Source organism: Candidatus Methanoperedens sp. BLZ2, from assembly GCF_002487355.1.
In the GTDB taxonomy this organism is placed as follows: Archaea; Halobacteriota; Methanosarcinia; order Methanosarcinales; family Methanoperedenaceae; genus Methanoperedens.
The window spans coordinates 72,636-87,058 of record NZ_NTMG01000019.1 but is presented as its reverse complement, the minus strand read 5'-3'; the positions used below and the strand labels follow the sequence as shown (position 1 = coordinate 87,058).

The window sequence follows — 14,423 nt, the reverse complement described above, 5'->3', positions numbered from 1 at the left end:
ACCGACAAACCCCTTATAACTTAGTCTGGTCTTTGGGTCTGCCCAAACTTAATTTTCTTCGCATTGACTCAAAGCTTATCTTATTCTTTGTAGTCAGCAGATAGATAGCGATTATCCCTAAAACTGTAACTATTACTACTATCAGGATCAATCTCCAGATAAGAGGCGCCGGTTTTACTTCTAATAAGCCTTTCTGTCCAAGGATCTCTACAGTATAGTTCCCTGCCCTGGCTTCTTTTCGCGTGAAATTAATTTCTTTTATTTCTCCCGGAGCCAGAGTAACAGACCCGTTATCCACGGCAGTGCCATTAATTATAAGCTCTACAGGGAGCGTATCTTTTTTCGTACCTGCATTTGTGATATTGGATTTAATTATAGCATCTTCGCCTGTAAAAACCACATTGGGGGTGATATTTATATCAAGCGCCTTATACTCGGAGAAAGGCGCCCTGATGTTAATTTCCCTGGCAGCAGTGATATACCCGGTCTTTGATGCGGATAAGTTATGAATGCCGCTTGTATTCAGCGTGTAATTCAGGGCACCATTAATATTGGTAAATCCGATTGTCGCATTATCAAAGCTCACAGTAGCGTTGCTGAAATTTGTGTTATTTGAGGTGACTATTATTGTTATGGTTTCAGACTGATTAGCCATGATTGGGGCATCTATGTTCAGCTTGCGTTCGATATATTCCAGTACTTCTATATTCTTGATTGCATTATCATACCCGGACCTGGTTGCAGTTATATTGTAAGTACCTTTCATAGTTCTTGGGAGAGTGTAATTAAGAGTACCATTGATGGAAGTCTGACCAATACCAGAAGAATTAATTGCCAGGGCTGCGCCATCTACCGGGTTCCCTCCGGCAGTAACACGTATCATTATATTATCACCAGCGGTTGCCCTGGCCGGAGCATCTATTATAAGCTGGCTGGCAATCATCTCCGAAGTCACGTCGACAGCAAAGTAAAATCTCAAAGAATTATCAGTAGTATCGCCAACCTTCACTGTGATATTGCCCATAAGGCTTTCATTTGTACCTTTAGAAAGGCTGATACTTCCATCATTACTCATCTGTATGTTATCAGTTCCCACACTCCGGACTACCATCTTGCCGAACCTGTTTCCAGCATTAATAGTAACATAACTCTCAGATATCTGGAACAAGCCTTTAATAAATGCAGATTGTATTTCCTGTCCTGAAAATACATTATCAAACCTCACCAATATTAAAGGAATATCTGAGCCGCCTGTATCCTTTGTGTAGACATAGGTCTGGCCTGCTGAAAGCGGAGCTACATCCACCTCGGCGCCATCTTTTAACAGGGATAAGAGTATTGTCCTTGCATTAAGATCTATATCTGTTGCTTTCAGGACATATCCCTCTTTCAGAGCTATATTACCACCTACAGAGAAAGTGCGCTGGGCATCATCGTCGATCAGTATCTTATGTAATTGACCACTCGCAATAATACTTATCGGGTCAATACTTGTGGTCGGACCAGGCGGTCTGCTATTGGTAGTGTAGCCTGCAAAATATTTGTCTGCCATGAACCCGATCACATCATAGCTTCCAAACCCATCGTATCCGAAGCTTACTTCCTGAGGTGTGGTCCTGTACAGCAAGCCTCCATCAGGGATGGTTCTGCTGCCAGCCAGCGGCGCTGCAAGCTGTAAAGTTTCCTCCCCGATACCCTTGTCCAGGTCATAATAAAACCCTAAGACTGTCTTCCCTATGTTCATTCCGAAATTATAGGGAGTCCATGTATCAATAGGATCGCTTTCTTTGTAAACACTGCTTCGTACTTCAAATTCTCCTGTTCTTTGAACAGATAAAGCAAAACGGACATCCGGGTCATCTGCTACGATTATCTTTAGATCTCCCATCAAATCTATTGTGTTCCCGGCACCGAGGCTTAGAGACGCACGGTTTCTCATCATTATATTTTTATCGCTGATACTGGTTATTTCCATAATGCCAAAGTCATTCCCGGTACTGACCGTATCATAGTTCTCAGATATCTGGAATAATCCTCTCAGGAACGCAGTTTGTATTTCCTGTCCTGAGAATACATTTTCAAATCTCAGCATTATTAAAGGAAGGTCATCTTTTGTGTATACATAGGTCTGACCTGCAGATAGCGGAGTTGAGTCCACCTCTGTCCCATCTTTTAAAAGAGATATTAACATTGTTCTGGCATTGAGGTCGATATCTTTTGCCTTTATAACATAACCGTCCTTAAGAGCAAGAGTGCTTCCAAGGGATATTGTACGTCGTGTATCATCATCAATAAGCACCCTGTAGAGATGCCCCTGGGAAATTGTATTAACGGGATCAATGCCTGTGGTCGGTTCCGGAGGTTTTGTATTTGCGGTGTATCCTGCAAAGTACTTATCTGCCATGAACCCTACGACATTATATCTCCCAAAACCGGAGTACCCAAAGACTACTTCCTGGGAAGATGTAGTGTAACTGATGTTGCTGCTGCTTATTGTTCTATCTCTATAACCATTCATTGACATCGTAATACTTTCATCACCAACATCTTCGTTAATATCATAATAGAACCCGGAAAAACTCATAGAATCCCAGGTATAGTTAAGGGAGAATTCATCCGGTTTGCTTCCATCCCAGATGCGATTTCCTTTAAAGAATGTTACCGGATGTACTGTAACGTTCCATGATCTTGAGCTTGTCCCATTTATGTTTTCAGCCTCTGCTGCTATTGAGTAATTTCCCATCGCAGTTGAATTAAAAGTGAAGTTGGAAACTCCTCCTGCAGGAACAACCAGGGGACCCAATGACGTATTTCCATTAACAGTCCAGTTAACAGTAGCGGCCTGATCAATACTTATATTGAAGACGATAGAGTCCCTTACAGTGATCTCTGTAGAAGGCTCCCGGATTATTGTAATATTTGGTGGCGGATATATCCCGGCGACGACAAGCGGAAGACCGGATACAACTCCAGTTACGATATTCTCGTTCATGTTAGTGGTCATGTCTTCCCAGGCAGAGTTGTTCAAACTATACAGGCGAACGTTGCTCCTATTAAACCCATCAGGAGGTTGTGTATAGTTCAGGGTTATAGTTACAGGACCTGTGAAGTTTGCAGTTGTTGTTATGTTTATGTATGGCCCGAGTGGCATAAAGCCTGGAGCCACAGGAGGGGTTTTTTCGGATGATACTGTCGTAATCCCTTCTTCCGTAATGTTTGCAAAAGTGACTGTGACCCCTGAGGGCAATTCCAGAGGTGTTACCTCGTTCCCAATCGGGGTATTTGTCGTGATACCTGTACTGGTAGGCCAGGGCGGTATTGCTTTATTGCCAGGAGTATCAACCGCAATCACAGAAATGTTATGAGATGTGCCCTGAATAAAGCCTGTACCATTATAATAATTTAATGGCTCTGGAAGAGTATCTTTTAAGGCTCCGTCTATCAGTATTTGTGTACCGTTAAAGCTTTCATCCGCCGGGGCATCCCATGTCCAGTTTATATATGTTGGCCCTGTAGCTATTATTGTTAAATTAGTGACATTCTGCGGAGGATTCTTCACATACCATGTCCAATTGCTTGATATTGTACCATAAATGCTTGTGAATACTGCTGTAATGTTAAATGTTCCAGGGACTGCGCTTATGTTAGTATAGTTTGCAGTAGTTACATTTGAATTATTCTGAACCACAGAGTCATTCATTAGCCAGGCCACGTCCCCGGTCTGATTTACAGTAATGCTGAAAGCTCGCGGCGTACCTACAATATCGTTCACAGGGCCTGGTGGATCTGATGCTAATATAGAAGGAGGACCTGGTACAGTCACAACCCAATCCCAGTTCTGAGTGGCAGTACCATTGTCATTACTGGCTACAACTGTTACATTCCATGTTCCCTGGGCTGCACTTGTGTTGGTATAGCTTGAAGTAGTTACGCCTGTATCGGTCCCAGCCTGAACACCGTTGATCAGCCATATCACGTTCACGGTCTGGTTTACCGTGATGTTGAAGGCTCGAGTGGCTCCAATAATATCGGACACCGGCGTTGGTGGAGAGTATGATGTTATACCGGGTTCTCCAGGCGGCACAGGAGTTGATGTGGCGTTCGCTGTGGGGCTGACAGTAGCGTTAGCGGTAGCATTTAGCGTTGGAGAAGGGGTAGCATTAGCTGTTGGTGCAGCAGTAGCGTTAGTGGTAGCATTTGCCGTTGGGGGAGTAGCCGTAGTATTTGTTGGCGCAACAGTAACATTAACGGCAGCATTTGCTGTTGGTGCAGCAGTAGCGTTAACGGCAGCATTTGCCGTTGGGGTAGGGGCAGGAGTTGTAGTTACCGTGTTTGTTGAGGTTGCTCCAGGTACTGCTTCTATGGCTTTGGCACCATTGAAATCAGTTTCAAACATGTATCCGGCAGCGGTATATACTAAGCTCAAAAGCATCAACACAGAAATGATTCTGTTAATATCTCTTTTAGGTATCATATTTCCCGAACCAATATTCAATTATCTTCATTTTCAGTCCCACGATTTGTTTTTGTTCGGTTTAGTATTATGAAGATCGCTATCTATAACTTTATTACATGTGTTATATAAGATTTTCTAAGTCATATTTTATAAATATCTAAAAGATACAACTAAAGTCTGGCTTCGAAAAATTGATATTGAAGCACTATACTTTCAAGCAGTAAAGTAAATAAAAAATATATTAGAATTAAGGTTAAGTCATTTTCTCAAACATATCTTTCGTTACCCCGCATACAGGGCAGACCCAATCATCAGGAAGATCTTCAAAGGCTGTTCCCGGCTTCGCTCTCGGCGGATCACCTATTTCAGGGTCGTATATATAACCGCATACTGTACATCGATATTTTATCATTTACTCACCACTGGTAAATGCTTCTGTAACAACAAAAAGTTTTCTGTCAAAAAAGTTTTTCTGAATGGAAGTAAAGGAAGGGGAGGATTTTTCTTTAAAAATCTATACCAAACATTTATCAATAAAGCTTTATAATCTTATCAGTAGGAGTGATTTTCAATGGACAAAGTAGTACATTTTGAAATTCCTGCAGATGACCTTGAAAGGGCTAAGAAATTCTACAAAACCATTTTTGGCTGGAAGATGGACACCGTGGAGGGAATGGAATACATTCTTATCGAGACTATGCCTGTGGATGAAAACCATATGCCTGAAGAGCCAGGTGCAATAAATGGCGGCATGATGAAGCGCCAGCGTCCTCTCACTTCTCCAATCATTACCATTAATGTTCAGAATATCGATGATGCCTTGAAAAATGTGAAGAAAATGGGAGGTGAAGTGGTTAAAGGAAAAATGCCGGTTGCAGATATGGGCTATACAGCATATTTCAAAGATACTGAAGGTAATATAATTGGTCTCTGGCAGAATAAATAATTGATCGCTTTTGTTATAATGAGTGCTATTTTGACGGTTTGGACTTAAAAATAAAAGTGAAATTCAACAGGGAAAATATGCAAAAGACAAAACCCGACTGGCTTAAAATAAGACCCCCATCAGGGAAAAAGTTCGTGGATATAAAAAAAATCCTTGAGGATTTAAAATTAAACACGGTCTGCACGGGTGCAAGATGCCCGAACCTTGGGGAATGCTGGACTCATGGCACTGCCACTTTTATGATACTTGGTTCGATATGCACAAGAAACTGCAAGTTCTGCGCTGTTATAAAAGGAAAGGAAGGAGAGACCCTCGACTCTTCAGAACCCGGAAGGGTTGCACAGGCTGTGGAAAAGCTGGGTTTGAAATACGTTGTTCTTACATCAGTAGACAGGGATGACCTTCCGGATGGCGGAGCAATGCATTTTGCAAACTGCATCAAAGAAATAAAATCTCTTGATGAAAACATTACTGTGGAAGCCCTTATACCCGATTTTGGGGGAAATGAAGAGTCCTTGCGCAAAATTGCAGACGCTCACCCTGATGTTGTCGGGCATAATATTGAGACTGTTCAGGAACTTCAGGTTCATATGAGGGATATTAGAGCCGGGTACACTTTGTCCCTGGAGGTACTCAGTAAAGTAAAGCAGATGTCTTCTTCAATATATACCAAATCTTCCCTGATGCTTGGTCTTGGGGAAACGGAAGACATGATCATCCGAACTATGGATGATTTGAAATCCCGGGGTGTCAGTATTCTCACACTGGGCCAGTACCTGAGACCTTCAGTAAAGCAGCTTGAAGTCAAAGAATACATATCGCCTGAAAAATTTGCATACTATAAAAAAATAGCAAGTGAGAAAGGATTCATCAAGGTTATGAGTGGACCATTTGTGAGAAGCTCGTATATGGCCCATTCAGTAAAGATTAAGAAGGTTAAGAACTAATTTATAAATGGGGTGCAAAGTTGCCAAGGCAAAAAATTCTGGATATGAGTGTGGATTGGCTTTCGATTCTTGACGCACAAGGTAATGTGGATGAGAGCCTGGAACCAGAACTGGATACGGAAACACTTGAAAAATTCTACAGGACGATGGTGCTTACCCGTATGTATGATGATAAAGCATTGAAGCTTCAACGCCAGGGGAGGATGCTTACATTCGGTTCTTCTCTGGGACAGGAGGCGACGGCAGTAGGAAGTGCTTTTGCCATGAAACCGGATGACTGGTTTTTTCCGGCTTTCAGGGAGCATGGCGTCCAGATAGCAAGAGGTATCCCTCTCTCGCTTCTTTACATTTACTGGATGGGCTCCGAAGACGCAAACCTTACGCTTCCCCCGAAGAACTTTCCTGTGGCAATTCCTGTTTCTACCCAGGTGCTCCATGCCGTAGGGGCAGCATGGGCAGCGAAGCTTAAGAAACAGAATATAGCTTCAGTCGTTTATTTCGGGGATGGGGCAACCTCGGAAGGGGATTTTCATGAAGGTATGAATTTTGCGGGCGTATTCAAGACCCCGACGGTTTTTATCTGCCAGAATAACCAGTATGCCATATCCCTTCCCAGGGAAAAGCAGACTGCATCAAAAACACTTGCACAGAAGGCTTTAGCATATGGTTTTGAAGGCATACAGGTTGATGGTAACGATATCCTGGCAGTGTATAGCGTGACTTTAGCCGCACTTGAAAAAGCCAGGTCTGGCGGCGGTCCTACGATGATAGAGTGCTTCACTTACCGCATGGGCTCTCATACAACATCCGATGATCCCACCAGATACAGACAGGCGGCAGAGGTCGAAGAATGGAAAAAAAAAGATCCCATAAAACGTCTGCGCATATACCTTGAAAAAAAAGGTATATGGGATCAGAGCCGCGAAGGTGCCATGATAAAAGAAATTACTGATGAAGTTGAGAAGGCTGTAAAAGAGGCTGAAAGCTATAAGCCGGTGGTTGAGAACATGTTCAAATATGTATATGCCGATATGCCCCTGCATTTAAAAGAACAGATGGATGAACTCCAGGGCTTCATTTCAAAAAGAAGGGGGGATGAGTCTGGCTAAACTCAATATGGTACAGGCGATCAACCTTGCTCTCTTTGAAGAAATGGAAAAGGATCCCACCGTCCTGGTCATGGGCGAGGATGTGGGTGTGGATGGGGGCGTTTTCAGGGTCACAGAAGGTCTTTATGATAAATTCGGAAGCGATCGCGTGATCGATACGCCTCTTGCAGAGTCCGGGATAGTAGGGACAGCAATAGGCATGGCAGTTTCGGGTCTCAAACCCGTTGCTGAAATACAATTCGAGGGATTCAGCTATATGACCATTGACCAGCTTGCAGCCCATGCTTCCAGGATAAGGTACCGATCACGTGGGACATACCATTGTCCCCTTGTAATAAGGGCGCCTTATGGGGGAGGTGTGAAGGCACTGGAACACCATTCAGAGGCTGTAGCGACTTTTTATATCCACATACCGGGCTTAAAAGTGGTTATTCCTTCAACGCCTTATGATGCCAAGGGGCTCCTGATTTCCTCTATCAGGGATCCTGATCCGGTTATGTTCTTTGAGCCTAAAAAGCTTTACCGCGCTTATAAGGAAGAAGTACCGGAAGGCGAGTACACTGTCCCTCTTGGAGTAGGAAAGAAGATCACGGAAGGAGAGGATTTGACACTTATAGCCTGGGGTGCCATGGTCAGGGTGTGCCAGGAAGCCATGGAACAGGTCAAAGATCTCAGTGTTGAGCTTATAGATTTACGCACGCTCTCGCCCCTTGATGACAGGGTCATTATAGATTCTGTAAAAAAAACCGGCAGGGCGGTCATTGTCCACGAAGAACCCAGGACACTTGGTTTCGGGGCAGAGATCATCGCAAGAATTAATGAAAAAGCCCTCCTTTCCCTTGAAGCGCCGGTCAAAAGGGTAACAGGGTTCGATGTTCCTGTGCCGCTGCCCAGACTTGAGGATTATTATCTACCGAATGCAGCAAAGGTAGCTGATGCTATAAAAGAGGTTGCGGCTTTTTGAGGTGAAAAAGGTGAAAATATGGTCGATGTAAAATTTCCGGATGTTGGCGAAGGTGTGACTGAAGGCACGATTGTCAAGTGGCTTGTAAAAGAGGGAGAAGAAATTAAAGCTGACCAGGCAGTGGCAGAGATAGAAACAGATAAGGCAATAGTTGAAATACCTTCATCGGAAGCAGGGAAGATATTGAAACTTGTTGGAAAAGAGGGGGATGTGATAAAAGTCGGCAGCACTCTTGCTTCACTTGCAGTACCCGGAGAAACGGTAAAGAAGCCTGAAACCGGGGCTCCTGAAAAACCAACTGAGGCTAAACCAGCTGAAGCTAAACTACTTGAGGAACCAACTGAGGTTAAACCTCCCGAAGTAAAACCTCAGGAAAGGCCGGCCGAGATGCCGGGAAGAGCCTTAGCTGTGCCATCCACAAGGCGCCTTGCAAGGGAACTGGGGGTGGATATATCAAAGGTTAAGGGTACAGGGCCAGGGGGAAGAATCACTGATGAGGATGTCAGGAAATCCACAGTAACTGAAGCTAAAGTTGAAGTTCCACAGGCGCCTGAAACCAGGAAGCCGGAGGCTGCACCTGTTGAAATTGCGCCGGAAATAAAAGCACTGGAAGAGAGGATCCCGATAAAAGGCATCAGGAAGACCATAGGCGAAAGGATGGTTCTCTCGCTATTTACGGCTCCGCATGTTGTTTCCATGGATGAGGCAGATGTGACTGAGCTTGTCAAACTCCGGGAAAAAGAGAAAAAAATGGCCGAAGAGAAAGGCATCAAGCTTACATACCTTGCATTTATTGTCAAAGCAGTGACAGTTGCGTTGAAACAGCATCCATATCTTAATGCCTCCCTTGATCAGAAGAAAAATGAAATAGTTCTTAAACGATATTACAACATAGGGATAGCAGTAGACACTCCTGAAGGTTTGATGGTTCCTGTTATCAAAGATGCTGACTGCAAAAGCATCATGGAACTGGCACAGGTGAGCGAAAAACTCGCTGATGAAGCAAGAACAAGGAAGATAAAACTCCCGGATTTAAAGGGAAATACTTTCACGATAACGAATATAGGGAGCATCGGAGGGATTTTTTCTACTCCCATTATCAATCCTCCTGATGTTGCCATACTCGGCATCCACAGAATAAGGGACATGGCTGTTGTAATAGGTGGAGAGATAAAGATAAGAAAAATACTGCCCATTGTCCTGTCGTTTGACCACAGGGTGCTTGACGGTGCGCAGGCTGCAAGGTTTATGAATACCCTGATAGAACACCTTAAAGATCCGGATCTACTTCTGCTGGACGGGGTATAAATGGTAATGGGAGACATCGTCACTGGTTGTGAAGTTCTTGTAGTTGGCGGGGGACCGGGTGGTTATACGGCTGCAATCAGGGCATCGCAGCTTGGCAAGGACGTAATACTCGTTGATAAATATGACCCTGGCGGCACATGTGTTTACCGCGGCTGCATTCCTGCAAAAACTTTAATTCATGCGGCCAATTTCATTTACGATATAAAGAATCCGGGAAACATAGGGATCAGGGGTTCGGTCGAATTTGATTATAAAAATATCCAGAAGTGGAAGTACGAGGTAATTAAAAAACTAAGGGACGGCATAGTAAGCCTTTGCAAGAAATATGGCGTGGCGATAGTAAAGGGCGGGGTTTTTTTTGAGTCCCCTGATAAGGCAAGAGTTACGTTATCAGATGGGGAAATCTCAACCATCCGGTTTGAGAATGCAATAATCGCTACGGGTTCGTATCCGCAGGAGTTCCCGGGATTTCCTTTTGACGGCAAATTTGTTATAAACTCAAATGAAGCTCTCGGCCTTATGAAGGTACCGGAGGAATTGGTAATACTGGGTGCAGGTCATATCAGCGTTGAACTGGGGACGATGTTTGCCAAGCTTGGAACTAAAGTAAAAATCGTGCAGCGTTCTTCCAGGATTCTTTCAATGTTTGATAAAGAACTGGTTGAAGTAGTAAGCCGGAAAATGAAAAAGCTGGGTATAGAGGTATATTATAATTCCACGCCGCAGAAGTTGAGCATAGAAAATAATAAAGCAGTGATAACAATCGTTGACGATAAAGGAAAGGAAACGCAACTTAAAGCTGATAAAATACTTGCAGCCGTTGGTGTAAAACCGAACACCGGGAATCTGGGGCTTGAAAATACAGGGGTTGGACTGGATAAGAACGGTTTTATCAAGGTGGATGAAAAACTGCATACTACAGATCCGAAAATATTTGCGGTAGGCGATGTTGCCGGACCGCCACTTGTTGCCCATAAAGCTTTCAGGGAAGGCAAAGTTGCGGCAGAAGTGATAGCGGGCAGCCCGAGTGCTTTTGATAACAGGGCAATACCGCTGACTGTATTCTCAGACCCCGAAATAGCCGCAGTTGGCCTTGATGAAGAAAGTGCCAGAAAAAGCGGTTTTGAAATAAAAACAGGCAAATTCCCTTTTAAAGCATCGGGAAGTGCCCTGACAATGGACAGGACAGAGGGATTTGTGAAAGTAGTAGCAAAAACAGACGGAGAGATACTCGGTATACATATAGTAGGGGCAAACGCCTCAATGCTGATAAGTGAGGCATCGCATTCCATAGAGATGGCTGCTTTTTTAGAAGACCTGGCAGGAACGATACACCCGCATCCAACTCTTCCAGAAGCGCTCGCTGAGGCGGCAGAAACAGCTCTGGGAAAAGTGATTCATATATGATTATTTTAATTGAATTGGGCTTTACCCCGGAAGCTCATATTTTGTGGGTTTCGGCCTGTGGTCATCTCTCTGGGGAACCTGTTCCCCACCCCCGAATGTCACATCACTGGCATGGATAGGACAGGCACAGTGGATTCTGGTTCTCTGGGGCTACTGGATAGACCGGCATCGCCGTCTGGCAGTCATTAATGATAGGCGAGAAGTCCATACTTTAGAAAAAGGAATGTAGTGAACCTGAAAGAGTAGACAAATTCCTAAGATTAAAACATCATCAACAACATATTTTATATGATATATCCATTATTTCTCAGTATATTTATCCAATGTGTTGAGCAACAACATAAATTATTTTCTATTTTTGTTCCTACTTTCCATTTGTCCGATATCTTTTCATGAACACCATGGTCTGTTACCACAAAGTCTACATTATCATGTAGAAACAACGAAAGTTTGGTAAAGTCTATATCATCTTTGAAATCCTGAACTTTATACGACTCTCCGAAAGCATAGACCTTTATATATTCACCTATATCTTTATTAAGTTCTTGGATTTTCCGAATAACCTCTGATCCACCCCTTGGATGAACAATGTCCCCTCGTTTATTTATACTCTCAATACCAACGAAAATACTTTTTATTTTAAATTGTATTTCCTTTTTTTCGATTGCTTCAATAGGCAGAATATGGCATTTTAATCCTTGAAATCCATAATCTGCCAGTAGCTCAGCTTTCAAAATCTCCTCGTCACCTGGAGCTTCACTACTCCTTATCAATATTATGTGCAATCCTCTTATATTCTGAATATTATCATCTATTATCCGTTTCAAAATGATTTTCAAAACGGCGCTGTATCCAAATGTAAGACCTACAGCAATGGATCCACTAAAGTCAATTCTACTTTGTGACCTATTCCACCCTATAAATTTATCACCTATCTCTCTAAGAGCATCCTCTCTTAATCCCTCCCAATTCCCTAAATATTTTTTTTCTCTCAACAGGTCAGATGATATTTGATTTCCGTAACATTTCAAAACTTTATTGTAGATATTTAGCTTACCATTCTCCATTTTGAATTCGCCAATACTGATGTTATTGATCGATATATTTACCAATGTTTTATCAGGATTTAGTTTTAGAAAAATGGAGTTCTTTTCATCAGATATGTTGATGGTTCTACCGTCGTTGCTCTTATTTATTTTATCCATTCTAATCATTCCACATTAAAATTTTGTTTTAGAAATTCTATTAAACTGTCGCCATCTTTTCCTGGAATTTTGTCCAAACTAAACAAATTTTCATTATCGACAAACTTTAATCCTAATAACTCACTGATTGAGAAGCCCTTTCTTGAGTTTGCAAATTGAATTAACCACTTCATATCTTCAATATTTTCTACTCTTGCATCTGATAACAATTTGGTTAGTTTGGAAAGAGCATTTCCCGTAGAAGATTCTTTAATTATTTCTATAAGCATAGGTATAGCCCATTTTCTTCTATCAAGCTCCTCGATCCATTTAATCTGGTTTTCAACACCATCTCCTTTTTTAAGGATTTTATCACAATTATCCTGTATTTTTTTCTCATGACGACGCTTTCCAACAACGTCTCTATCTTTTTTGGCCGCTACAAATCCCTCTATACTAACCTTGATTTGGTCATATGAAGAAATTAGTTCTTTACTTATTTTTTGATTTATGTCAATTCTGGTATTAATCAGATCTTCAAGCGATTCGCGAGGTATTCCAAAAGAATCGCTTACTCCCGTAATCAGAATATCCAAGTAATTTCCCCTCCTCTCATTCTTTTCTGAGTTTTTCTTATTTATACTTGATATCAAGAATAATTTTTTGCGTAATTTTTCAAGCATATCAATGTCTTCTGACCTGACATAACGTTGAATATCTGATATCTTTTTTTGTTGTTTTATTAAACCAGGTGTATTTTCTAACCACATTTTGACATCTTTTGCGATGAATGGTATAATTCTTGGATTACTGCCATAAGCATCGACTATAATTTTTGCTCGTTTGGCTGAAGGGTACATCAGTTTGATTGTAGAAAAAATGATTAAGAAAAATAGTATAAATATTATACCAAAAATAACATTTATTGGATTGGTAAAAAATTCACGATTTAATTGAAAGTTTGGTCTAAAATTTGTATAGATACCCCAAAGTATAGTGCTTATTGTGAAAATTAGAGAAAAGAGTGTTGAAGGGGTACTGATATCTAACCTTAAGTAAAAAATGAAAAGACGAATTCTATCAAGAATTGAAAATACAATTTTAGATACAAAACTTCTATATCCATAACTCAAAGTCTACATCTCAAAATTATTTTATGTTGAAGTGGTATTAATAATTTGTCTTTTTGTTTTCGCTTTGTTATTAATAGATCTCCAAGTATATCCTACCTTGCTAAAAGCTTTTATAGCATCTAAATCGAAGTTACTTGTAATTTTGTTAAAAACATATCCTCTCACTTCTACAACTTTCCTCGCAGTGATTGCTTGCCTTGAAGCACAGGAAAGAAAGAATGAACAAAAAGGATATCAAAACACGAATGTAACGGCACTATATCCACCGGGGTTAAAATCCCACCGTACAGGTCTGCTCCTGTACGAAGAGAACGGGAAGTGCGATGCTGCGAAGCATTGTGCAGAGTTCCCAAGTATCGGAAATCACAGCCCTGAACAACAAGTGAACCAGAAGTGGCCTTATCGTGATGTGACGCTCCAGTCACAAGCGGAAACTTGAGCAGAATAGTGAACGATGGGGTGATCATGGAAGGGATGATTTCGAAAGCTCTCCTGTGTGACCAAGGGAGACCTCTTAACGTCTTCCCCGATGTTGAACCATGACCCTACACGTTTCTGGGTTGCTGGACTCAATTGAAAAGATAAAAGTAGGCGAGGTATAACCTGATGGGAAAGCCAGACCAATGCGTTAAGAGGGGTCGGATGAACCCATAGTAGCGAGGAAGATCAGGCTGATGATATACAGAACCTGTATCGGATAGTAATATACCAGAAAGGTAAGCCGCTGAAAAGAGTAAGTGAAAACGCCATCTGGCAAAGATCGTGAAGATTGTCGAATAACTGTTGAAGACCAAATCTGGCGGATATATCGATATGATATATCAGCCTCCTGCTATGGGATATGCCAGATGAAAGCCGAATACGGGAAATCCGTTCGTTCGGTTTGATGAGGAGGTGGAGGTTGAAAGACCTCTGCTTTACTCTACGATCGCGAACTGAACCCTATGCTCTCGAAAGGCTATAGAAAAT

The 14,423-nt window shown here is 42.1% G+C and carries 12 protein-coding genes; 8 read left to right on the top strand and 4 right to left on the bottom strand.

The features are described from left to right. Positions 1–13: 13 nt before the first annotated feature. Together CL181_RS02510 and rd are read right to left on the bottom strand one after the other, a co-directional pair. A complete protein-coding gene (locus CL181_RS02510; RefSeq protein ID WP_176505018.1) occupies positions 14–4,426 on the bottom strand; it encodes an S-layer protein domain-containing protein in 4,413 nt (1,470 codons plus the stop codon). A gap of 283 nt (positions 4,427–4,709) precedes the next feature. Continuing rightward, complete coding sequence (gene rd, locus CL181_RS02505; RefSeq protein WP_097297667.1) at positions 4,710–4,868, bottom strand: rubredoxin; 159 nt, start codon at positions 4,866–4,868, stop codon at positions 4,710–4,712. A 159-nt stretch (positions 4,869–5,027) separates the two neighbouring features. Between rd and CL181_RS02500 the strand changes: the two genes are divergently transcribed. Genes CL181_RS02500 through CL181_RS19670 form a run of 7 tightly spaced genes read left to right on the top strand, consistent with a single transcriptional unit; the run spans position 5,028 to position 11,366 of the window. Further along, the gene (locus CL181_RS02500) at positions 5,028–5,402 is read left to right on the top strand and encodes a VOC family protein (protein ID WP_097297666.1); all 375 of its coding nucleotides are present in this window, start codon (positions 5,028–5,030) and stop codon (positions 5,400–5,402) included. Between the two features lie 38 nt (positions 5,403–5,440). Continuing rightward, complete coding sequence (gene lipA / locus CL181_RS02495; protein WP_217993068.1) at positions 5,441–6,349, top strand: lipoyl synthase; 909 nt, start codon at positions 5,441–5,443, stop codon at positions 6,347–6,349. A 20-nt stretch (positions 6,350–6,369) separates the two neighbouring features. Then, positions 6,370–7,458: a pyruvate dehydrogenase (acetyl-transferring) E1 component subunit alpha gene (gene pdhA, locus CL181_RS02490; protein WP_217993067.1), complete on the top strand. Its 1,089-nt coding sequence runs from the start codon at positions 6,370–6,372 to the stop codon at positions 7,456–7,458. Beyond that, positions 7,451–8,422 (top strand): alpha-ketoacid dehydrogenase subunit beta, encoded by a 972-nt coding sequence (locus CL181_RS02485; RefSeq protein WP_176505025.1) that lies wholly within the window; start codon positions 7,451–7,453, stop codon positions 8,420–8,422. The genes pdhA and CL181_RS02485 overlap by 8 nt, the downstream gene beginning before the upstream one ends. Positions 8,423–8,440: 18 nt before the next feature. After that, positions 8,441–9,730 carry a dihydrolipoamide acetyltransferase family protein gene (locus CL181_RS02480; protein WP_097297664.1) on the top strand — a complete coding sequence of 430 codons (1,290 nt, stop codon included), beginning with the start codon at positions 8,441–8,443 and terminating at the stop codon, positions 9,728–9,730. Beyond that, positions 9,731–11,137 (top strand): dihydrolipoyl dehydrogenase, encoded by a 1,407-nt coding sequence (gene lpdA / locus CL181_RS02475; RefSeq protein ID WP_097297663.1) that lies wholly within the window; start codon positions 9,731–9,733, stop codon positions 11,135–11,137. 43 nt (positions 11,138–11,180) lie between these two features. Further along, positions 11,181–11,366 (top strand): hypothetical protein, encoded by a 186-nt coding sequence (locus tag CL181_RS19670; RefSeq protein ID WP_141398768.1) that lies wholly within the window; start codon positions 11,181–11,183, stop codon positions 11,364–11,366. 55 nt (positions 11,367–11,421) lie between these two features. Here CL181_RS19670 and CL181_RS02470 read toward each other — a convergent pair whose 3' ends face one another. Beyond that, positions 11,422–12,342 carry a hypothetical protein gene (locus CL181_RS02470; RefSeq protein ID WP_141398767.1) on the bottom strand — a complete coding sequence of 307 codons (921 nt, stop codon included), beginning with the start codon at positions 12,340–12,342 and terminating at the stop codon, positions 11,422–11,424. Between the two features lie 5 nt (positions 12,343–12,347). Further along, positions 12,348–13,454, bottom strand: a complete 1,107-nt coding sequence (locus CL181_RS02465; RefSeq protein WP_097297661.1) for a hypothetical protein — start codon at positions 13,452–13,454, stop codon at positions 12,348–12,350. Positions 13,455–13,596: 142 nt separating this feature from the next. Between CL181_RS02465 and CL181_RS02460 the strand changes: the two genes are divergently transcribed. Beyond that, positions 13,597–13,893, top strand: coding sequence for a hypothetical protein (locus CL181_RS02460; RefSeq protein WP_141398766.1), 297 nt, complete (start codon positions 13,597–13,599; stop codon positions 13,891–13,893). The last annotated feature ends 530 nt before the right edge of the window (positions 13,894–14,423 follow it).